This is a genomic window from Novipirellula sp. (genome assembly GCF_041583735.1).
Taxonomy (GTDB): Bacteria; Planctomycetota; Planctomycetia; order Pirellulales; family Pirellulaceae; genus Novipirellula.
In genome coordinates, this window is record NZ_JBFHFD010000036.1 from 1 (window position 1) to 22,357 (window position 22,357).

General features: G+C 54.2%; 16 protein-coding genes and 1 pseudogene. 7 read left to right on the plus strand and 10 right to left on the minus strand.

The window, feature by feature from the left end:
- Positions 1 to 153: 153 nt before the first annotated feature.
- The 6 genes from ABX962_RS04980 to ABX962_RS05005 all read right to left on the minus strand — a co-directional run bounded on the left by ABX962_RS04980 (position 154) and on the right by ABX962_RS05005 (position 12,287).
- Entirely contained in the window at positions 154 to 1,656 is a 1,503-nt protein-coding gene (locus tag ABX962_RS04980) for a DUF1501 domain-containing protein (protein ID WP_372717194.1), read from the minus strand.
- A gap of 114 nt (positions 1,657 to 1,770) precedes the next feature.
- Positions 1,771 to 4,707, minus strand: coding sequence for a DUF1553 domain-containing protein (locus tag ABX962_RS04985; protein ID WP_372717196.1), 2,937 nt, complete (start codon positions 4,705 to 4,707; stop codon positions 1,771 to 1,773).
- A gap of 17 nt (positions 4,708 to 4,724) precedes the next feature.
- Positions 4,725 to 6,440 carry a LamG-like jellyroll fold domain-containing protein gene (locus tag ABX962_RS04990; protein WP_372717198.1) on the minus strand — a complete coding sequence of 572 codons (1,716 nt, stop codon included), beginning with the start codon at positions 6,438 to 6,440 and terminating at the stop codon, positions 4,725 to 4,727.
- Between the two features lie 573 nt (positions 6,441 to 7,013).
- On the minus strand, positions 7,014 to 7,943 hold the full coding sequence (locus tag ABX962_RS04995) for a PmoA family protein (RefSeq protein WP_372717200.1): 930 nt from the start codon (positions 7,941 to 7,943) through the stop codon (positions 7,014 to 7,016).
- 19 nt (positions 7,944 to 7,962) lie between these two features.
- Positions 7,963 to 9,309: a DUF1501 domain-containing protein gene (locus ABX962_RS05000; RefSeq protein ID WP_372717202.1), complete on the minus strand. Its 1,347-nt coding sequence runs from the start codon at positions 9,307 to 9,309 to the stop codon at positions 7,963 to 7,965.
- Between the two features lie 8 nt (positions 9,310 to 9,317).
- Positions 9,318 to 12,287 (minus strand): DUF1553 domain-containing protein, encoded by a 2,970-nt coding sequence (locus ABX962_RS05005; protein ID WP_372717204.1) that lies wholly within the window; start codon positions 12,285 to 12,287, stop codon positions 9,318 to 9,320.
- 294 nt (positions 12,288 to 12,581) lie between these two features.
- Here ABX962_RS05005 and ABX962_RS05010 point away from each other — a divergent pair, with 294 nt between their 5' ends.
- The 4 genes from ABX962_RS05010 (at position 12,582) to ABX962_RS05025 (ending at position 16,164) form a co-directional block, all read left to right on the plus strand.
- Positions 12,582 to 13,169: a YceI family protein gene (locus ABX962_RS05010; protein ID WP_372717206.1), complete on the plus strand. Its 588-nt coding sequence runs from the start codon at positions 12,582 to 12,584 to the stop codon at positions 13,167 to 13,169.
- Positions 13,170 to 13,172: 3 nt separating this feature from the next.
- Entirely contained in the window at positions 13,173 to 14,159 is a 987-nt protein-coding gene (locus tag ABX962_RS05015) for a hypothetical protein (RefSeq protein WP_372717208.1), read from the plus strand.
- Between the two features lie 28 nt (positions 14,160 to 14,187).
- Positions 14,188 to 15,531, plus strand: coding sequence for a Gfo/Idh/MocA family oxidoreductase (locus ABX962_RS05020; protein ID WP_372717209.1), 1,344 nt, complete (start codon positions 14,188 to 14,190; stop codon positions 15,529 to 15,531).
- 123 nt (positions 15,532 to 15,654) lie between these two features.
- Complete coding sequence (locus ABX962_RS05025) at positions 15,655 to 16,164, plus strand: DUF3592 domain-containing protein (RefSeq protein WP_372717211.1); 510 nt, start codon at positions 15,655 to 15,657, stop codon at positions 16,162 to 16,164.
- A 98-nt stretch (positions 16,165 to 16,262) separates the two neighbouring features.
- On the opposite strand, the gene ABX962_RS05030 is transcribed toward ABX962_RS05025, so the two are convergent.
- Positions 16,263 to 16,829 (minus strand): OsmC-related (seleno)protein, encoded by a 567-nt coding sequence (locus ABX962_RS05030; RefSeq protein ID WP_372717213.1) that lies wholly within the window; start codon positions 16,827 to 16,829, stop codon positions 16,263 to 16,265.
- A gap of 257 nt (positions 16,830 to 17,086) precedes the next feature.
- On the opposite strand from ABX962_RS05030, the gene ABX962_RS05035 reads away from it, so the two are divergent.
- Positions 17,087 to 17,512 (plus strand): MarR family winged helix-turn-helix transcriptional regulator, encoded by a 426-nt coding sequence (locus ABX962_RS05035; protein WP_372717215.1) that lies wholly within the window; start codon positions 17,087 to 17,089, stop codon positions 17,510 to 17,512.
- 592 nt (positions 17,513 to 18,104) lie between these two features.
- Here the strand turns inward: ABX962_RS05035 and ABX962_RS05040 are convergent.
- Positions 18,105 to 18,314: pseudogene (locus tag ABX962_RS05040) on the minus strand (DUF1559 domain-containing protein); the annotation flags it as partial.
- A gap of 179 nt (positions 18,315 to 18,493) precedes the next feature.
- On the opposite strand from ABX962_RS05040, the gene ABX962_RS05045 reads away from it, so the two are divergent.
- The gene (locus ABX962_RS05045) at positions 18,494 to 19,111 is read left to right on the plus strand and encodes a hypothetical protein (RefSeq protein WP_372717217.1); all 618 of its coding nucleotides are present in this window, start codon (positions 18,494 to 18,496) and stop codon (positions 19,109 to 19,111) included.
- A gap of 36 nt (positions 19,112 to 19,147) precedes the next feature.
- Here the strand turns inward: ABX962_RS05045 and ABX962_RS05050 are convergent, their stop codons facing one another.
- On the minus strand, positions 19,148 to 20,170 hold the full coding sequence (locus tag ABX962_RS05050) for a sialidase family protein (RefSeq protein WP_372717219.1): 1,023 nt from the start codon (positions 20,168 to 20,170) through the stop codon (positions 19,148 to 19,150).
- Positions 20,171 to 20,532: 362 nt separating this feature from the next.
- Between ABX962_RS05050 and ABX962_RS05055 the strand changes: the two genes are divergently transcribed.
- Positions 20,533 to 21,804, plus strand: coding sequence for a D-mannonate epimerase (locus ABX962_RS05055; protein WP_372717221.1), 1,272 nt, complete (start codon positions 20,533 to 20,535; stop codon positions 21,802 to 21,804).
- A gap of 109 nt (positions 21,805 to 21,913) precedes the next feature.
- Here the strand turns inward: ABX962_RS05055 and ABX962_RS05060 are convergent, their stop codons facing one another.
- Positions 21,914 to 22,153 carry a hypothetical protein gene (locus ABX962_RS05060; protein WP_372717222.1) on the minus strand — a complete coding sequence of 80 codons (240 nt, stop codon included), beginning with the start codon at positions 22,151 to 22,153 and terminating at the stop codon, positions 21,914 to 21,916.
- Positions 22,154 to 22,357: the final 204 nt, after the last annotated feature.

Consider the following 22,357-nt stretch of genomic DNA (forward strand, 5'->3'; position numbering starts at 1 on the left):
CCGATAAGGGTGGTGAGGTTGCGAGTAGAAAGACACTGCGGTGCGGAGTTTTGGATGATCCAAGTGCAGGTAAATCGATTCGAAACTCGCGTGACGTCCGCTTGGGACAACACGCGGTTTGGGGCAACATGCCGCTTGGTCAGACAGGTGCTTTTAGGCCAACACGTCCTTGATGACATGACCGTGGACATTGGTCAGACGTCGCTCGATACCGTTGTGATAAAACGTCAAACGTTCGTGATCGAGTCCCATCAAGTGCAACAGCGTCGCGTTAAAGTCATAAACGGTCGTCGGATTGATCGCCGCTTTGAAGCCAAACTCGTCACTTTCGCCATAGCTATACCCCTTTTTCACTCCGGCACCCGCTAGGAAGCAGGTGAAGGCGCTTGGGTTGTGATCGCGGCCCGTACCATTGCCCTGCAAAAACGGCATCCGTCCGAATTCGGTGGCCCAAACCACCAGCGTGTTTTCGAGCATTCCGCGTTGCTTCAGATCGGCGAATAGGGCCGCGGTCGGTTGATCCATGATCTCGGCCTGCATCGCATGGGTTTTTTCGATGTCCGAATGAGAGTCCCAGTTCGTGATGCCGTTTCCGCCCGAGGGATCGCTGCCGTTAAACAATTGGACGACGCGGACTCCCTTTTCGAGTAACCGACGAGCCAAGATGCAGTTCTGGGCATATTCGCCTCGTAGCTTGCTGCCGCCCTCGACGCCATAGGCTTTCAGCGTCGCGGCAGTTTCACCGGAGATGTCCATCACATCGGGCACGGTGGTCTGCATCTTGCCCGCCAATTCGTAGCTAGCAATTCGTCCGGCCAAATCAGCGTCCTCGGGATACTTGTTCAAGTGCCGTGCGTTGAGTCGCTGCAACAGGTCGATCGTGCCGCGATCGGCGGCGCGGGTGAGCGATTCAGGACGATGCAAATTATTCGGGGGCGTCGTCGCACTGAAATCGGTTCCTTGAAACGCGGCCGGCAAAAAGCCGTTCCCAAAATTGTTCTTGCCGCTTCTCGCCATCCCTCGCGGGTCATTGATCGCAACAAACGAAGGCAGTTCTTCGTTCTCGGTTCCCAGTGCGTAGGTGACCCAGGCCCCAAACGATGGGAACCCTTCCATCGTGAACCCAGTGTTCATAAAGTTCTCGCCCTGCGGATGAGCACTGGTGTCGGTCGTCAACGCGTGAAAGAAGCAAAAGTCGTCAACGTGCTGCGCCAAATGAGGCAACAAGTCCGAAACCATCTTGCCCGATTCCCCGCGAGGCTTGAAGTCCCAAAACGGCTTGGCGATGTTGCCAGTCGGGCCTTCGAAGGTCACCGCGGGAATGCCCGGTGGTTTTTGACCATGCAGTTTGGCGAGTTCGGGTTTGTAGTCAAACGTGTCGACATGGCTAACGGCTCCAGGCAGATAGATCACCAACACCTGTTTCGCAGGCATCGGGAAATGGGACTGGCGAGCCGCGTAGGGACGACTCGGGTCGATGACCGGACGAATTGGTTTGTTCCCAAATGCGGCCGTATTGTCGGACGCCAACAAACCGTCCTGCTGTAGCAGACTCGCAAACGCCATCGCACTGGTCGAGAGTCCCGCGGTGTGCAGGAAACCGCGGCGATCCAGTAGACGACGTCCAAGCGGTGATAGTTGTTCAGGATTACTCATTATTTCGTTCTCGCATCAAGTTTTTGGGTGTATGGTTCCAATCGAAGCTCAAAGCGGTTCTGTCCCCCGCGGTTGTCGCGAGGTTCCCCAACTTCGTAGCCGTCGCATTGCGAATTACGGCAGAAATGCAAATTCGTTGGCGTTGATCAGCGAGCGACAAACCATCGCTAGATCGTGCTGTCTTGCCAAATCCAAGCTGGCGTCAAGTTCATCCGACGTCGGTTCGCGGGTTAACAACAACTCGAAGCATCGCCGTACCGCTTCAGCCAATTCACCTCGGCTCTCTTTTTCTGCCCGCTTGGCGATGCGTTGCGATTGATCGATCACGAAATCGCTGTTCAACAGATTCAAGGCTTGAAGCGGAGTCGTGGAAACCGGCCGTTTTGCCTGCACCTGTCCACAATCGGGGAAATCAAACGCAGTAAACATCTGGTCGTCGACGCGCCGCATCCGCTCCTGATAAATCATCCGTCTCCATGTTTCCGGTCCGTGGTTATCGACGATTTCCCACTGCGAGTACTTTTGTTTGACATTGTGAATGCGGAAGCTTCGGCCACCCAAGGCCGTGTCCAATACACCCGACGCTTGCAGGATTGAATCGCGAATCACTTCGGCTTCGACGCGTTTCGGAGGAAAACGCCATAGCAGTGCCGAACCCGCATCGACGTCCAAACCGTCCTCTCGCGGCAGACTGGATTGTCGGAACGCTTTTGACATCACCATCAACCGAATCATATGTTTCATCGACCAGGCGGAACGAGTGCGATCGGGCGAGTCGTCGTTATGATCGCGTTGTGACGAATCCGCTGTCTCGACGCCGCGGTAATCGGTTAGCGTGGGATTGACGAACTCGGCTGCCAACCAATCGAACAGTTCAGGATGGGTCGGTTGGGCTCCGGCAGCACCAAAATCAGCGGTTGTCGCCACGATGCCTTGGCCAAAGACGTGATGCCAGAACCGATTCACCGCCACTCGAGCGGTTAACGGATTTTCGGCGTCGGTAAGCCACTGGGCAAACGCTTTGCGACGCTGCTTGCCAGGCGAATCGGACTGGAGGCCTAGATCGCCTTCGAGCTCGCTCAATCCAGCTGGCGGAACTTCTTCGCCTGGGGTTTCAGGGCTACCGCGTCGAAACACAAATGTGGTCACTGGTTTGACAAAGCGACCGACAAAACTTGGTTTGGGGCCTTCTTCGTTGGCGAGTTCAATCAATCGCTGCAACTCTTTGCTGAGCGTGGTGCGCGATGGATGCTGTTTGTCGAGTGATTGAAAGTGTTTCGTTCCCGCAACCTGTTTCCATTGGCCGTCTTCGGTTTTCACCTCGACGATGTAAGGATCGACATAGACGAAATTCAACCCGGTCAAATAGTCCGTTTCAAGAAAGTCGCCGCGATTGGAGCTCATGCGAATCCGGTTGATGTCCCGAGCTTCTTTGAATGTAAAGGTCACCCACGGATAGTCATCGCTGCCTTCGGGCTTTTTGCCAGCCCAACCGTCGGTGCCATATTCACCGTCGTTGATGTTTTCGAGCGGACCTCGCGGCACGGCCATCTCTTCGGGGCTTTCGACTTTGGTGCCTTCGGAAGCTAACGCAAAATTGCGACCGCGTTCTTGGCTGCCAAAGATCTCTAATTCATCCACACGAACCGCGTTCTTCGTGAACGTCAACCGCACGGCTTGGGTTTTGGTCTCGGGAAATCGCACTTCCTTGAAACCAATCCAATGTTCGTCCCACGGCCCCATGGATCGAAGCTTTTGACGCAGTTGGTTGATCTGCGAATACAATTCTTTACCGCGAACCTTGCGAGGATGAGTGTCGGCGAGTTCCGGGAACCGACTACCAAATTCGATGTCCTGGAAGACGGCTGCCATCGAGTAATAGTCTTTGATCGAGATCGGATCAAATTTGTGGTTGTGACAACGGGCACAACCGATCGTCATTCCCATCGCACTTGCACCCACGGTTTGCAGAATCTCGTCCATGCGGTCGGCACGCGCTTGGCGACGCGCCGTCGGTTCTTGCCCGACGGTGGCTGCGGGGACGTGCGGCCCAGATACGAGATACCCCGTTGCGTCTCCTTGCCCCACCGTATCGCCGGCGATTTGTTCAAACAAGAATTGATCGTACGGTTTGTCTTCGTTGAATGCGCGGATCACATAGTCGCGATAGATCCATGCATTTTTGCGATACATGTTGCTTTCGGAACCATTGGTTTCAGCCCAACGAATCACGTCCAGCCAATGTTGAGCCCATCGTTCGCCGAAGTGGGGCGAATCCAACAGTCGCTCGACTAGCTCGGAATAAGCTGCGTCGGCATCCTGATCGAACGCCGACACAAACGAATCGACTTGCTCGGGGGTTGGTGCCAGTCCGGTCAAAACGATCGAAACTCGCCGAATCAGCGATCGTGGATCAGCTGGTTCCGAGTAGGAGAGTCCCTCGCCGTGTAAACGGTTGAGCAAAAACGAATCAATCGGCGAGGACTCGACCGCGTGTTTGCTGGAAACCGTCGCGTGCGAATTCGCTTTCGCCGCTACCGCTGGGATTTCCGGACGCACGACTGGTTGAAACGACCAATGATCTGATTTTTCGCGAACGACCTTGGCGTCCATTTGTCCCGGCCAAACCGCACCTTGTTTGACCCATTCGCGTAGCAGGGCAATTTTTTCATCGCTCAACTTCTCGTCCGGAGGCATCTGCAGATCGGGATCGTCGTACGAGACGGCGGAAATCAGCAAACTGCTTGCCGCGTTTCCCGGCACGATTCCCGGATCACCATAGTCGCCTCCTGTTAGCAACGCCACGCGGCTATCGACGCGAAAATTCGACTCTTGCTCGTCCGGCCCATGACAATCCACGCAGCTCTCGTTGAAGATCGGCTGGATGTCGCGTTGAAAGTCAATTTCGTCGCCGTACGTCATTGTGTTCAGGTACGCGACGCTGATGACAGCGGCTAACAGCACACGAACAAGGATGGAGTGATGTTGAATGATCATGATTTGCAATGATGGGAAAATCAGAAACTTGAATTGAATGGTTGGCGGTGACATTAAACGTTGGGGATGGGTCAATATCCCGAGGGCTTGCCGTTTTCGTACATCGTTTGAATCTCTTCGGAACTTAGTGCGGCGTCAAAAATCGCCAATTCGTCTATCGTTCCGTTCAAATTGCGAACGGCAAAACGTGGCGTTTTGCGAAACGGTTGTCCCCAATTCCCAATCTCAGACGCACCGACATGCAGCCGCTTGACCAGCAGGTCATCGCGAATGGAAGCATCGCTGACCATTTGGCCATCAACGTATTGCCGAACTCGCATCGCGGCGGGGTCATACACCGCGGCAATTTGCATCCAGCGTCCGGCTTTGGACGAATCCCAGATCGGCGGCGTGCGATAGACACGGTGTCGCCCTGCATCGCGGACCACTGCCTCTTCGACTTTGCTGTAGTAAATTACTTCAGCGCTGTCATCGACCATGACTGAAAACATCACGCGGCCTTCACTATCGATTTGCCAGTGAGGCTCGCCGTTTTCGTAGCCATCGGCCATGAACAACGCGTTGTAGACGTGAGCAAGACTGTCGATCCGAACCCAACACATAAACGTGAATGCTTGGTATTCGCCATCAATCAACGTACGGACGCGTGCACCGGGATGACTGAAATCAAGTCCCGTCGAATTGCCGCCGACACGCCCGGTGGTTTGATTGACCGAACCAACAATCGCACCGTCAAATTGGCTGCCGGTGTGAGCCAGATTGGGAACACTGCGTTCGTCTTGCAGCTGGGCGATGGGATAATAAGCGATCAGCCGATCGTCGCTTTGCAACCGTTCGGAGTACGATTTCCACTGCGAAAAACGCTCGCGTTGCTCGAGTTCATGTCGCATCCGAACATCAGTGACCGTGCTGAGATTTGAAAACGAGTCTTCGGCATCCTCGGTTCCCGCCAATCGTCGGGCTTGCCCCGTGGTCAAGTGGTTCCCGTCATGCTCACCGCCGCGGAGTTTGACTTCACCGTCGATGACTTTGACGCGAGCGGACTCGGGACCGACTTCCAAGGCAAACTCGGTTCCCAAATCGATGATCTCGGAATCCGCTGCCTTGACCACGAATCCTCGTGCGGCTGGGGGGACATTCGCTCTCATCCGACCGGCCAACATGCGAACGGACCAATCGGATTCGAGGTCCATCTTTGCAGGACCTTCGACAACAAGCGTTGCTCCGCAGAAAAAATCGATTTCCGCGACGCCTTCGTCAAATTGCAGCACCCCGGCGGGTAAGACATCCCCTTCGCGATACGGGCTGTGGTTTTGGGACCAGCGTATGTCAGCGACTCGGCGGAGTGTGGCGTAGCCAGCAATCGTGCGTTCAGCCGTCGTCGCTGCTGCGGTTGTGGCTACCGACTCGACACCTGCGGAACCCGATGCGATCGAGCCCGATAAATTAGACTTGCCAAGCTGGTAGGCCACCGCACCGACGACCAACAACAATGACGCAGCGACGGCAAGCTGAACCCAGACAAAACGGTGGTTTGTTTTTCGTGATGCGTCGAGCTGTTTCGGCTGGCCAACGGAATCGGACGCCGTATTTTCGAAAACGTGGTTCGCGGCGATGTCACCGCTAGCCACTTCCCGCAGTCCGGCATCGAGTTTCGAGAATTCGAGAAAGGTTGCTCGAGCTTCCGCCGATTCACGCAGTCGCTGTTGCAGCAATTCCGATTCGGATTCGCTGATACGGCCATCCAGCCATGCCGCGATCAATTCGTTCAGTTCAATATCTGACATCCAAGCTGCTCCGCGACGTTCGATCTAGTACTTAAGTAAGGGAACACGCAGCTTGTTGTCTCTTTCCTTCAACAAGTGACGTTCGGCGGTGCCGCAATTTTTGCGGCGTGGCGGCGTCAATAATGGGCCGCAGACCCTAACGGAACCGACTCGGAGCGTCTTCCCTTACCTAACCACTCCGACTTGGCCGCAATTTGGACAAAGAATTTTTGAAAAGATCGAAGATTTGACGAGTTAGCCGGAGTTTTAGCCAAAAAAACGCGTCAATCGCGGCTTCAAACGTTGGGGGCAGCCCCGTCATATTTCATGTCAATCCACGCGGACTGGAATGCCAGACGCCTGAATCTGACCGTTCGCGGAGTAGTGTTCCGAGCGAATTCGTGTCGCGGAGGGACCGCATCCGAAGTTTGTCGACGTCGACAATCATCGGGTGTTTTCCACGACGAAGCGGATCGCAGCGAGGCGGACGCCATGCGCACCGCGATCAAGTAGTCGAGCCGCAGCGAAGCGCAAGCCGATTACGCTTATTTTGGTGCCAAGCAGTAGGGTAGAAACGTGGCGTCGTCCGCGCCGCTAGGAACGCTCGATCGTATAGGCCTGAGAAACACCGCCTTTCTGCAAACGCATCGGCGAACGATTATGGAAATCGTCTTGCACTTGTGAAGCAACGTCACGATTGATCGCGCCTGGATGAGCGTGCAATAGGTAACGCCACGCAGTCGGCTTGTCTTTGTACAGCATGACCGCTCCATCGCGACAAACCGATGCTCCCATCCAACCATCGTCGCGAACGTGCCACTTGCTTGGGAATCTTCCGTTGCTCGGATGGTCGAAATAGGTGATGCCTTCGACGATTCCTTGGTCAATCTCGCCGCTGTAATCGATCCACGCCGACGGCATACCGAACAACGCCTTTTCGCCTTGCTGGCCGTTCGCTCCGGTGATCACCCCGCCCCCGAAACGTGCCGAAATGGCTTTGGCGACGCGTACCGCCAGCAGCCCAAAATTGGTCTGTTCTAACTTGATCGTCTCCGCCACGGAACGGAGTGATGTTTGCAGTTCAAGAAACACTCCTGCGCCGGGTGCGGGAGCAACAGCCACCAACAAGTCCTGTTTGATCACGGGGTGCAATTCGGGGCCGGCGAGCCACTCGAGCTGGACCGCCATCCTCGCTTCATCATCGCCATCGTCATACGCCAACCACTGGGTTTGTCGGATCTTTGTGGATGGCGTGTCCGCCCAGAAATTGTGATTCGCGACTTTGTGGTGTGCGAACCATACGGATCGATGATGGTCATGATCCGGTGCTCCCGGGTGCCCCATTCGCGTTAACGGGATACCCGAAGGACCGGTCAACGGAAAGAAAAACGGACGGGGCGCATCTTCAGACGCGTGCCATCGCAGTCGCTCGGTCCCATCGATTGCAAAAGAGACCTGATTGCCGGGAAGCGGGACAATTTGACAGCGTGGTGACGCAGAGATTCGAAATGGATTGATCGACAATGGTGTTTCCAATGAAAATTTAGGCAAATAGTTCGTGAACGACTTTGGCTTCTTCGTGACCGGTTAATCGATGTTGTCGGCCGCCATGCTCGAACGTCAACTGTTGATGATCCAGCCCCAACAGATGCAATATCGTGGCATGCAGGTCTCGAAAGTGCACCTTGCCCTCGACCGCACGCGAACCGGTTTCATTGGTCTTGCCGTACACGTAGCCTTGTTTGACGCCGCCCCCGGCTAACCAAAAAGTGAACCCGTTGGAATTGTGTCCCGATGCATCCTTTCCATCGTCAGGGATCAAGCCAGGGCGGCCAAATTCGCCCCCCCACACCAACAATGTGTCCTCCAACAAACCGCGTGCAGCGAGATCTTCAAGGAGGGCGGCAATCGGGGCGTCAATCGTTTCGCAATTTGCCTTCAAGTCCCGTCGATGGTCGTTGTGCTGATCCCAGCCGCCATGATTGACTTCGATAAAACGCACCCCCGCCTCGGCAAACCGGCGAGCGAGTAAACACTGACGTCCAAAATCGGTAGGACGGCATGTGCCGACTGACAACTTCTTTCCGACGCGATAACGCCGCAGCGTCGCTTCGGTTTCGCGGCTCAAATCCAAAAGTTCGGGCGCGGTCGATTGCATGCGAAAGGCAAGCTCCATCGACTCGATGACACCTTCTAACGCGGCGTCGCCGGGTCGTGCACCGAGATGTTCACGGTTCATCGCTTGCACAAAATCCAATTGCTGCCGTTTCACGTCGGCTGGCAAATGCGTGCCCGAGATATCACGGATCATGGCCTTGGACATGTCTTCGCCGCTGGTCCCAATCGGCGTTCCAGCAAACTCGGTGGGTAAGAAAACGCTGCTATAGACCGAGGGTTTGGCCGCATTCAGACTGACAAACCCGGGCAAATTTTTGTTCTCAGTGCCCAACCCATACGAGATCCATGATCCCATGCTAGGCCGTTTTCGCAGTTTCTCGCCGGTGTGCAATTGCAAAAACGATTGCGCATGGTTGCCGGTATCGGCGTGCATGCCGTTGATCACGCACAAACGATCAGCATGTTTCGCCGTTTCTGGCATCAGATTCGAAATCCACAACCCGCTCTCACCTCGCTGGGCGAACGGGAACACCGAACCGGGATGCTTCTTTTTGCCAGTCTGCGGTTTGTAATCGAACGTATCCATTTGCGCAGGTCCGCCGCTCATGCACAAGAAGATCACACGTTTGGCGCGGGGCGGGATGGTCGAATTGGCGAGCGGAATGGGGGTGGCGGTGTCAACCGTCGTGGCCTGCAACTGACACAGCGACTGCATCGCCAAATAGCCGAAACCGCAGGAAGCGGTTTGCAGCATCGTTCTTCGTGAAATCATCTGCGTCCTCAATCCACGTATCGAAATTCGTTGGTCATCAGCAATGCTTGGCAAAGGCTTGCCCAAGCTCGGATGTGTCTCGCCGCGACTGTTTCGGTGTCGTCATCTTCGCCCGCATCGTTAAACTGATGAAGCAACGCCCTCGCCGCATCTAGTTCGGAATTCGTGGCGGGACGATGCAGTACGGCATCGAAAACTCGCTGGATACGATCGCGATCTTCGCGGCAGTCCAAATTCAACACGTTGCTGGCTAGTCGCTCGGATTGCTTGATCACAAACGAGCTGTTTAGCAAGAAGAGCGACTGTGTTGGAAGCGTCGTGACATCTCGTTTCCCCGCGATTCCAACCCCGTCAGGTAGATCGAATACAGCGAGTTCTTTTGGTGGCGAGTGCCGAAGCATACACAGATAGATACTGCGATGGTTGCTGTCGCGATGCAGGTCGGTCGCGTTCCCAGGGGGCCAATTGATCAACGCATCGACGTTTTCGATCGCAGATCCTTTTGCGGGTGAATAGTCGATCGATCCACACGCCTGCAATACGCTGTCACGAAGCGATTCCGCATCCAATCGTCGACGTTCATGCCTCGCGAGATACTGGTTGTCGGGATCGATGCGAATGTGATCGCTGTCGGCTTGACTATCCAAGCGATAGGTGCGAGACAGCACAATGGCGCGGATCAAACGTTTGATCGACCAATCCTCTTTGACAAAACGATTCGCCAAATGATCCAACAATTGGGGATGTGTCGGTCGAGCGCCGTAGACGCCAAAATCATCGGGTGTCGTCACGATTCCTTGGCCAAACAAGTGTTGCCAAATCCGATTCACAATCACACGCGCCGTTTGCGGATGATTCGGGGCAGTTAGCCATTCCGCCAACTCTAAGCGACCACTGTGCTGGGATTCGATCTTGATTCCCGTCGCCTTCAATGGGGCATCTGCATCGATCGTTTGATAGGCGGTTAGCGTGCCTCGCGGCGTCAAAGGCCCGAGCTTATTGCTTTGACCGTTGATGTGGATTTTGCAGTCAACCGGCTTTGCTTTTTCTTGCACTCCCATTGCAAAACCATAGGGCGGAATCACTCGAACGCCGCGTGGTTGCCCCGACGTCGCGTGAAGCTTCACTGCATCGTCGTCTGTTAATGCGTGAGGAAAGACTGCGAACTCGGCGATGTTGCCTGTAAGCGGTGCAAAGTTGTCGCTGCGGTTTGCCACGCAGAATTCCGCATTGTCGCCGAAGGTAGCCTTGATGTCAGCTTCGATTTCAAGTTGTCCATTTAAAAACACCTTCACCTGATCGCGGTTGCGGACCAAGACGATGTGATTCCAACTGCCCGTGGGGATGACGGTGCTGCCGGCGACAGACGTCGTGTCTTTGTCTCCGTTAAAGACGAACAATTTGCCGCTACGCGATGAATCGTGTTTGCCGCCGATGCCAAGATGATCGCCGGGAAGTCCGCTGGTTCGTTGTTTGCCTCGGGAAAACAAGTATGCCGTGATGGCGCGTGCATCATTTTTGAGCGTGTTTCGGAACCAAAGCGATACCGAATACGACTCGCTCGACTTGGCCAGTTTGCCAACAAAAGTCGTCTCTTTCACCGACGCAAAGGTTTTCGGCGAATAGCTCGCCGCTGGGGTCACGGTTAATGCTTCGGGCGCCGCGTCGAGCCGGAAGTGCAGTTCGGGCTCGAGCGAGTCGATCGCAGCGGAATAGTCGTTCGGCAAGACGGGAGGACTCGAACGATCCGGCTCGGTTTGTTGGGTGGGCCAATCCGATCTGAGTTCATGCAGCGGAGTTGGCGGGGCCGTTAATTTCTGATTCGCCACGGCGCCGTAGAGCGTCTTCGTGCTCGAAAAGATCCCAGCCAATGCATAATAATCGCGAGTCGGAATGGGATCATGTTTATGGTCATGACAACGAGCACAGGCAACGCTCAATCCCATGACGCCGGTGCAGACGACATTGATTTGGTCATCCACGACATCCATCGCAAAGTTGTTATTCATCGCCACTGCCGGTTTGGATCCGATGGCAAGGAAACCGGTGGCGATCAATTTGCGATTCCGCTCCGCTGGCGACTTCGACGGCAACAAGTCGCCTGCGATCTGTTCTTTTAAGAACTGGTCATAGGGGAAGTCGTTATTGAACGCATCGATCACGTAGTCGCGGTAACGCCAAGCATGAGGAAAGGTCGCGTTGCGTCCCAAGCCATCGTCACCATTGGATTCGCCATAGCGTGCTACGTCCAACCAATGCCGACCCCAGCGCACTCCGAATTGAGGACTCGCCAACAATTCATCGACCAGCTGTTTGATCGCAGCGTCGGCGTCGTGTTCGTGATCGGCGACAAACGCGGTGATCTGTTCGGATGTTGGTGGTAGACCGATCAGATCGTAGAAAATTCGACGCGTCAAAGTACGAGGATCCGCGTCGACGGTGGGAGTGAGCCTCGCATCCTGCATTCGCGCCCAAACGAAGTGATCGATTGGGTCACGCGGCCACTGCGTATGAGGGATGTTTGGAATCGCCGGCGTTTGCCGCGGAAAGAATGACCAAAGTGCCTCGCCATCGATCTCGCTGGTTTTCGCAACCTTAGCGGTGTCGTCACGCGGGTCGGCGGCCCCCATCGATACCCAAGTCTCGAAGTCTTTGATGACGGTTTCGGGCAGGGGAGCGTCGGGGGGCATCTCCAGATCATCATAACGCATGGCCTGGATGATCAAGCTCTTATCGGGAGCTCCGACCAGTAATGAGGGACCTGATTCGCCGCCACTTCGCATCGCATCGCGGCTGTCCACTCGCAACTTGCCGCCAATTTCTTCGGACTGCGCTGAGTGACATTCATAGCAGTGCTGAACCAAGACAGGGCGAATCTTTGTTTCAAAAAACGCGGTGGCATCCTCTGCTGCACTGACGTTGTCGCAAAAAACGACCGCGAACGCCAACCACAACGCATCGCTCAGGATTCGCTTCATGACGACGGGGGGGAATAAGGAGAGATCAAAGGTGGGAACCCCGATTGTTAGGGATCTGCTAAGCAAATGCAAACATTTTTGCAAAACAAAGGCCGCTTTTATCGATTAATCTATAGAGCGGAGCAGGCCCACCAGGATTCATTCCGCATCGCTTTCGATGATTTTCCCATGAATCGGACCTTCCGAACTTTGCTCTGCTTTACTCGCGTCAAACCCGCCAATACGATGGCGAACATGCTGCGATCGACCACGATCCGTAGTTCACTGCCACCTTTCTCTCGAAAAGCACACCTCATGATGATACGATCACACTTTGCTTGTGGACTGACTTTTGTACTCTGTGCGTTGTTCAGTGTTAACGCAACGACATGTTCTGCTGCGGACGACTACGACTATGACCTTGTGCATTCTTCGGTCAGTTTCAAAGCACGGCATCTCGATATCAGTTGGATCCATGGTCGATTCAATGAGGTCTCGGGAAAATTCTCGCTCGATCGTGAAACGCCTTCTCAGTCGACCTTTGCGTTGACGATCAAAACCGACAGCGTGGATACCGCAAACGCGGCCCGCGACGAACATCTTCGCCAACCCGACTACTTCGACACCAAGCAATTCCCAACCATCACCTTCAAAAGCACCAACGTCAAACCAATTGAGGGTGGCTACGAAGTCAAAGGTGACTTTACGATGCATGGCACCACGAACGAGATTACGTTGGTGTTAATGGGGGGCAAAGAACATGATTTTAAGGGGACAAAACGGGTCGCATTCTCCACCGAATTGTCGCTCAAACGCAGCGACTATGGCTTCGACAAAAATGCCATCGGACCGATTGGCGATAAGGCGCTAATTATGATTGATTGCGAAGGCGTTAAAAAGTAGCGGATGCCTGAACCGCTGCTGTATGTGAAGTCGTTCGCGGTCGCGTTGATCACCAGTGCCGTGTGGGTGCTGGTGATCACAAGATTGCGTCGCGAACAGACAACGAACCTGAATCGGATTTCCACTCCAGCGATTGGTGTGGGGATGGCAATCGGATTGATGGTGATGAAAGTGCAGTGGGCATGGCCACTCGCCAGCGCATTGGATCGATTCTTGACGATCATTTTGCCCGCTGTGATTTGCATCCAGTGGATCGCGGCCGCCCGATGCACTCCGCTTTGGCTGACCTGGCTAATGCGGTTGTGTCTCGTCGCTGCATTGCCCCGTATCTTGCTGCACCAATCGGTCTATTTGATCGATTCGGATGAAACGCCATTGTGGCAATCCTATCTTACAATGGTCATTTGCAGCGGTGTTTTGGCAGTTGTTTGGTACTCGCTGTGCCGATTGTCAAAACGATCCGTAGAATCCGTCTCGATTCCGATTTCGCTTTGCGTGTCGCTTCAGTCTGCGGGGGTTTGCGTGATGTTAGCAGGCTATCTTAAGGGGGGCGCCGTCACAATTCCGATCACCGCAGCGGTGATCGGGACGGCAATTTCAGCGAGCGTTATGATGCGGAACCGTGGTGAGGCCAAGCTCGCATTCCACTCGGACGCTCTGATTGGCATTGCCGTGGTGAGTCTGTTTTCGGTGCTGTTTTTTGGGCACTTCTTTGGCCGTATCACGATGACAAGTGCATTGGCGATGATGATCGCGCCAACGCTTTGCTGGGTCACCGAGTTGCGTGGCGTCCAGCCGGCCAGCCCTTGGCGTGCCGCGGTGTTTCGGATAACCACGGTGACGTTGCTGTTGCTCGTTGTCTTGGTGCAGGCAAAGCGTAACTTTGATCGCAGTTTTGCTCCGTTACTGAAAAATCAGGAAATCGGCGAATTACAAACTCGTTACGCACAGACGTTTCCAATTGAGTTAGAATCAAGCTCCCTCCGATAAACTTCCCTCCAACCAACGGAACCTACCTATGGCCGTTTCGCGTAATCGCCGTTCTTTTCTGAAGGCTTCTACGATCGCAGGTGCAGCGATCACTTTACCGGCGCTGTCTTATTCTCGTGTCTATGGAGCCAACAGTCGGTTGGGGATTGCCAGTATCGGGACCGGTGGCAAAGGTTGGAGCGACCTGAATGGCGTCGCAGCCAGTCCTCAGGTCCAAGTCGTTGCACTTTGTGACATCGACAGCTCGGAAAAACATCTTGGCCAAGCTGCACAGAAATACCAGGAAGCACGACAATACGACGACTGGCGGAAGTTGTTGGACAAGTCCAATGAGATCGAAGGCGTGTTGGTTTCGACGCCCGATTTCATGCATGCCCCGATCGCATTGCCCGCAATGCAGTTAGGCAAACATGTGTTTTGCCAAAAACCGCTGACCCATTCGGTTCACGAAGCACGGCAAATGAAGTTGGCGGCCCGCAAGTTCAACGTCGTGACTCAGATGTGCAACCAAATTCAATCCCATTCGGCCTATCGCACCGCGGTGCACATGGTGCATACCGGAATGATTGGTAAGGTCAAAGAGGTGCATTCATGGCAGAGTGGAAAGCCATCGTGGCCGCGGCATTTGAATCGCCCCAGCGGCAATGACCCTGTGCCGCAGAGCGTGCGATGGGATTTATGGCAAGGCGTTGCGGAAGATCGTCCTTACAAGATTGGGATGTATCACCCCTTCAATTGGCGTGGATGGCAAGCTTACGGGACCGGACAGCTTGGCGATTTCGGCTGCCACATTTTGGATCCGGTGTTTAAATCGCTGAAACTGGGGTCGCCCACAAACTTGACAGCCGAAGCCCCAAAATTGTTTCCCGAATCATGGACCGACCGAGCAACGGTTCGCTACGAGTTCCCTGGCACCGAGTACACCGCCGGTTCGACGCTGAACGTCACTTGGTATGACGGTGTGGGAACGCGGCCACCGCGTGAAAAGTTGGGCGATGTGCCAGCCGACTATGCGTTGCCCGCAGCCGGATCGGTGCTGGTTGGCGAAAAGGGCTCGCTCGTGATCCCTCACGTCGCGATGCCCAAGTTGTTCCCCGAAGACGAATTTCCGGCGGACAAAACGCCGGTCGTCGAAAGTGTGGATCACTACACGCAGTGGGCGGATGCTTGTCGCGGGGTAGCTGAGACGACTTCGCACTTCGATTACGCTGGACCGCTGACCGAAACCGTCTTGCTAGGTACGATCGGCATCCGTTTCGCGGGCCAAAAACTAAAATGGGACGCCAAGTCGCTGTCGATCACCAACAACGCCGACGCCCAAAACTACATCACCAAGCCTTATCGCAAGGGCTGGGAACCTGTCTGGGTTTAAGCAGCGTATCCAACGCCACAGTCCACATCAATTTGCCCAAAACCAAAAAAAGGTGTTCGACACCTTTGTTTCTATCGTGAATACGATTGTCGTTGGTGATGACAAGTGAGTCCCTAACATCCCATGCATCAACACCAAGTCCCGCTACGAGGCGTTCGTTTACTTGCAGTCCTAGCAATAGTGATCTTATCAATATCTGTCGCCATTTGGAGTTCAATAGCACTGATATTGAACTGCGTCGATGCATTGCGACTTCGAAATGCGGTCTTGGTGGATGCGCGGGTATCACATATTGAAATTGTGAAACGCGGCAAAGCAAGGGATGCCGTGTATGTTACCTATTCGTATGAGTATCAAGGCCAACGTTATAAACATCGAACTCAGAAGATCTCGCTGTTTGCACCGGGATTCAAAGTGCACGGTAAGCTAATCCACGCATTCCGGACCGGAGAAGCTGTTCAGTGTTACATCGACCCCGACCGGCCATCACTAAGTGTGTTTTCAAAAGAGTTTTCACGCTCTCTGTTTTTGCTGTCGGCAATCTTTCCGATCGGTTTTGGATCCGTTGCGTTTATTATCGCGACAAGCCTAGTTCGTCGTGTCCGCGAAGCCGTTCGCATGGACGGACGCTAGCTTAAGAATGCGTGCTAACGTGTTGCAAAAAAGGAAGAAGTAAGTCGGGTGTGACAGCAACACGCGAAGCGAGGCCTGGACCAACTCAATCTTGCTGTCTAGCTGAGAAGCTGTCCATTGACCTTTGCTAGAATCGTCGATGGCACTGGATTCATGATCGACTGGTGAATGAAACAGCTGTTCTTGCCAACTTCGATCATCTGCCGAATCGCTTCTTCGGGTTCATCTGATTCAATATCCAAATGAGTGACGACTTCAACACCTTGGCCAGCCAACGTGCCTTTGATGATAGAGCCTTCCATCGTGAACCGCGTTTCCTGTGTAAGCTTCATGCTGCGGATCTTCAGTTTCCTGACCGTCGCGTAACGGGATAGCTGAGTTAAAAAGCAGAACGCGATGCTGGCACTATAGTATGCGAGCGGCGGTGGCGCTGTATCGTCACCGTCCAAGTACGGGCCCTCGTCGCAGATGATTTCAAACGTGCTGCCTTTGGGTTGATCGACCCGAACCGTTGCCCGCTTACGCATGTTCTCAAGCGATTCGGCCTCCAATCGCAACACGACTTCCCGCTTTTGAACCGGCTGAAGACTGGATCCATGCTCATCGGGATCGGAAGATTCGCTGACTTTTCGGACAATGGGTGTGGGAGATTCGTGTAGCGCCATGGATGAGTTCCGAGTTGAATTCGAGTATCGGTTAGGTGATTGGCTTGTTATTAGTACGTGTCCGTAGTAATGTTTCAAGTGGGAAGAGCGAGCCTTGTGTGCACCGCTAAATCGCGGGCACTTAGCCGGCCTCGACCGAAGAAGAAGATGCGAGAGCGTGGTAACCTTCTGCTACGTTTTCAGCGATAACAACGATCCTCGAAGCACCAGATCACCAAAGCGATCGTTCACAAATGACGTTTGAAGAATCTATCCCAATGCGGCTTCGACGAGCCTATCTGACGATACATCGGGTGGCTCAATCCCATTTCGCTCCGTTCAACGTAACGGCGGACCAATTTGTTTTGCTGTCGCTGCTGGCAGAGGAAGATGGAATCACGCAGTCGGAACTCGGCGACCGCATGGCGTCGGACGGAAACACGGTGACAGCGATGCTGAAGTTGCTCGAGCAGCGTGAGTATATTCGTCGAGTGCGTTGCAAAATCGACGGTCGCGCGAGGCGAGTGTGTTTGACAGCGGCGGGAAGACGGCTCTCAACGAGGCTCAGCCGCAGTTCCGAAGAGTTGAGGTTTCTCATCGAAAACGCGGTGACGCCGGCCGAACGAAGGAATCTTGACGTGTCGCTCGATCTAATTGCTAACGCGGTTACAGCGAAGGGAAACAAAGGAACGAACGCCGGCTGACCGCATCGATCAGGTTCCACGGTGCGAATTCCGTAGTGCGAATGAGGTGATGCCATGAAACGTCGTTGCACATCCTCAATCACGCGAATACTCGAAAGCTTTTCGACCGATTTCATTTTCAGGCCGAAACGGGAGAACCCCTTCAATCGCCTGGAGTTGCATTCTGATGAGTCGGCAAACCATGGACGACCGCTTTTTCCGTCGGAGATCAGCGACGTGATACGGAACCTACTTGAACGAATCTGTCGACTTTGCTGGCGAGGATACGCTTGACCTGGTTAGCAAGGCTCTTAGGTATAGAATTGTTTTTAGCAATGACTCCTACGAACAGATCGATCCGCGCAGCGTCTTCAACGAGACGTGGAACCGGAGCAAACCAAGTGAGAGGTGAGGCGATGCGCAAGCGTGCGCGCGGAGCATTAATGAACACAAAATGACACCGGCACACTCCGCTTGCGCATAATTTGCCGGTGTTTCAAAATCGGTTTTCGTTATCCCTCTTGCTTAAGTGTCCTCGGTTGGGGGGGGTGTGCTTGAAGGTTCGCGAAAGCAAGCTAAACGAAATTCGGTCGTGATTTTCGAAAGACGTATAGAATTCGCTGTTGATCGTTTCTTTCGACGAGCGTGTACTCAGTGCAACCCACAATCCGTATGGACTTTTCGATCCAGCGGGAACACCGGGGCTGCTATTCTTGACCACCGGTGAACGAGAGTCTCCGGCTTCGATCGAATCGGTGATGAACTTCACCGCTCCGTCATCCGTCAAGACATGGACACCGCCCTGGTGGCGGCAACTTAGTGGCGGCTACTTGGTGGTAAAACTCCAGTGTCAAAGTCACCACTACCACCGATGCAAACTTCGCGGTTGCAATGATTCGGTGCCATCCAACGTTCGCTGGGACTTATGGTAAGGCGTTGCAGAGGAACGTCCTTACAAAATCGGGATCTATCACCCGTTTAATTGGCGCGGTTGGCAAGCTTATGGAACGGGCCAACTTGGCGATTTTGGCTGCCATATTTTGCCCCCCCGTTTTCAAATCGCTGAAATTAAGCTCGCCAACGCGATTGACCGCCGAAGCACCGAAATTGTTTCCCGAATCATGGACCGACCGAGCAACGGTGCGTTACGAGTTCCCAGGTACCGAGTACACCGCCAACGAGACGATTCGAGTGACTTGGTATGACGGCGTTGGAACCAAACCACCGCGCGAACATCTAGGCGACGTCCCCGCCGATTATGCACTGCCTGCGGCGGGATCGGTGCTGGTTGGCGAAAAGGGATCGCTCGTGATCCCTCACGTTGCGATGCCCAAGTTGTTCCCCGAAGACAAATTTCCTGCCGACAAATTGCCCGTGATCGAAGGTGTCGATCACTACACGCAGTGGGCGGATGCTTGTCGCGGGGTGGCTGAGACGACTTCACACTTCGATTACGCTGGACCGCTGACCGAAACCGTCTTGCTAGGCACGATCGGCATCCGTTTCGCGGGCCAAAAACTTAAATGGGACGCCAAGTCGCTTACGATCACCAACAACGCGAACGCCCAAAACTACATCACCAAGCCGTACCGCAAAGGCTGGGAACCCGCTTGGGTCTAAAGAAAGGTGGGTTCAACAAGGGGGGCCGAAACTTTTTTAGGGGGCGAGGCGGACTTTGGCTAGGTAAATGCTCGTCTTGCCTTCGTGCGACGAGTAGTAACTGACCCAAAGGTGATCGTCGTGCCAGACCATTCCGGCGTAGCTGGTGTCGCCGCCGGAAGGTAATGCCAGAGCTTCGGTCAATCTACCCGCTTGCGGGTCGAGCCAGCAGAGAGACGTGCGAACTTTTTTGTCGTATAGACGAACCGCAGCGATAATGCGACCATCGGGCAAACGAATCATCTCCGGACCCCCGATTCGTTTGTCAAGGCTCATCCAGTTCCACTCGGTATAGGGTGGTCGCGATGTGCCGAGGTTTCCAGAGTTGGGGGTTCCGTCTTGACGCAGCAGACAGTAGGCGGTGTCGTCAGGCAGAAAGAGCACCGAGGATTCATTGGGATAGGTTCCGGCAACATCCACCTTCTCGATCAAGGTTTCGAAATGGTTGCCGTCCTCGCTGTGAAACAGACTCAGGTCACCTTGTTTATCTCCGGTGCCGTAGCCGAATCCGTAGGCATGCCCTTTGTGCCACGTGATTCGCCACAGCCAATTGTCGAGGGTGCCGACTTTGTGTTTCGCTGTCCACGTGCGGCCGTCTTCGGAAAACCAGACCAGCGATTGGTGATGGCGTTTGCTTGGCGTTTGGATCGCTTCGGCGCCCGCCAACATGAGGCGGTTGTCGGGAGTCACGGTGATTTTAGCGTCGCGAAGATCCGAGTCCGCCGATGTGACCAAGGCGGCTGATTCCCAGCGGACTGCATCGGTCGACGTCAGTACACGCAGGCCGCCGTCAGGCGAAACATGGCCAGAACCTTCGCGAAACACGCAGTACCATCGATTTTTGAATCGCACTAAATCGGTGAACGCGTTGTGCGGCGCGGCGTCCCAAATTCGTTTGGCATCGACCAGCACGGCGTTGCCTTGATTTGCTGTATTGGGAATTGCCGAGGAGGAATTGTCGGCTGCGTTACCCACGACCGGAACGAGCAGGAACGCGAGCACAAGGAAGGTGTTTTTCATGGTGGGACATTTCACGACAAAGGAGGGAAGATTTCGCAGCGTAGGCGAAAAAAGGAGGGGAGGCGATGCGATAAAGCGACCGCTTTGACAAGTGTAAGCTTTCACGGGGCATCCGTGGGGTTTACACGTCGCCGTTGGACTTTGGGGGGGCCCTGAGAGGGCCGAGGTTGGATAAGTCTGGCGGAGTTGACCTTTTTGCCGCGATTCCTTGCTACAAATTTTCCCGCCCGCCCGAACGCCCGCTCATTGCACGACTTGTCGACCAGCGACGGCGTGGTAATTTACAATTCAGGTGGTTGCCGCCGGTTGACGTTTTTCGGTTCGCAATCCATTTTCGCTGAACACCATTTTCGCTGAACACAATGACAACATTTTTCGCAACGGGTTCAAAAAACACTTCCCTCACCAGTGAAGACCTTCGCAACGCCCTGTTGCAGACATTTTCTGCAATTGGCAAGCCTGAGCGAGCATTGTTGTTGCCGCCGGACCACACGCGGTTGTTCAGCCGTGCAGGTGAATTGACTGTGTTATGTCACGAGATTCTTGGTGACCGTGTCAAAGACATCATGCCGGCGCTGGGGACGCATTCACCAATGGCACCCGAGAAGCTAAATCACATGTTTCCCGGCATCCCACATGATTTGTTCCGGCCTCATCTGTGGCGAGACGATGTTGTTCGCTTGGGAACCGTTCCATCGGAATTTGTTTCCGAAGTCACCGGCGGCATGTATGACCGTCCCTGGGAAGCTCAGGTCAACCGGCTGTTGCGGGATGGTGGGCATGATTTGATCTTCTCGCTCGGCCAAGTCGTTCCGCACGAAGTAATCGGGATGGCCAATTACAACAAGAACGTGTTTGTCGGTACCGGCGGTAAAGATGGCATTAACGAGAGCCATTACCTCAGCGCTGTGTACGGGATCGAACAAACGCTGGGGCAAGCCAACACGCCACTGCGTCAGATTCTGAACTACGCATCGGACCATTTCTGCAAAGAATTGCCGTTGGTCTACGCGTTGACTGTGATTGAACAGTTGCCGGATCGCAGTATGCATACGCGTGGTCTGTTTATTGGCGACGATCACGACACGTTCTTTCAAGCTGCGGAGCTTGCAAGTCAAGTCAACATCACAATGATCCCCCAGGCCCCCAAACATGTGGTTGCCTATCTGGATCCGAACGAATTCAAGAGCACATGGCTTGGAAACAAGGCGATCTATCGAACGCGACTGGCGATTGCCAACGGCGGACGTTTAACCGTGCTGGGGCCTGCCGTCGAGGAATTTGGCGAAGACGAGCAGATCGATCACCTGATTCGCAAATATGGATACCGCACGCGAGAAGAGGTGATCCGTTTGGTCGCCGAGAACGAAGATTTGGCAGCCAATTTGTCGGCCGCTGCTCACTTGGTTCACGGATCACCCGAAAACCGTTTCGAGGTCGTTTATGCGGCGGGCCATTTGTCGGATGAAGAAATTCGGTCCGTGGGATATACGCCCGGCAACTTGTCAGAACTGATGCGTCGTTATGATGTTGAAACGTTGCAGAACGGTTTCCACACCGACGAAGACGGAAGCGAGTTTTACTTTATTCAAAACCCATCGCTGGGGTTGTGGCAATCCAATCGCGGCGAGTAAGTCCGGGTCGGTCGGTCGCTGACTGACGAGTTGGCGGACCGCTTACTCGAGCGAGTTAAAAAGCGATGGTATGGAGGAAAATTTACCAGCGCCCCGGTGGAAAGCCGCTCTAGCTGACTTGGACTTCGTTACAAACTTGGCAAAGGATACCGGCTTGGCGGATCGTGGGGACCAATTCTCCGCGGAGTTCGTCCGAGGGAAGTTCGCCGCGAAGTACGACCGAGCGATTCTCGAATGAAATCTCTAACGAAGCCAGGTAGTTGCCTAGACGGTGATTCAGTCGGAACATCGATTGAATCCGGTCAAGCGTCCGTTTGATATTCGATTCGGTGTTATTGATTGCATACATTGTATTCGCCTCCGAATTCCCGGTTTTAAGTAGGTCACTACCATGAGTAAGCGGGAAATGACGCAGGAATGTGTCTGGAAAAAAGTGACTATTTTAAAGTTTCGTTACCCTTAGGTTCTAAGCTCAAGAATTCTCGAATTTTCCAGCAAACTTCCTTGTCGTTGACAAGCTACACTTTGGTTGGTCAGCCCGTCAAATTCGCTT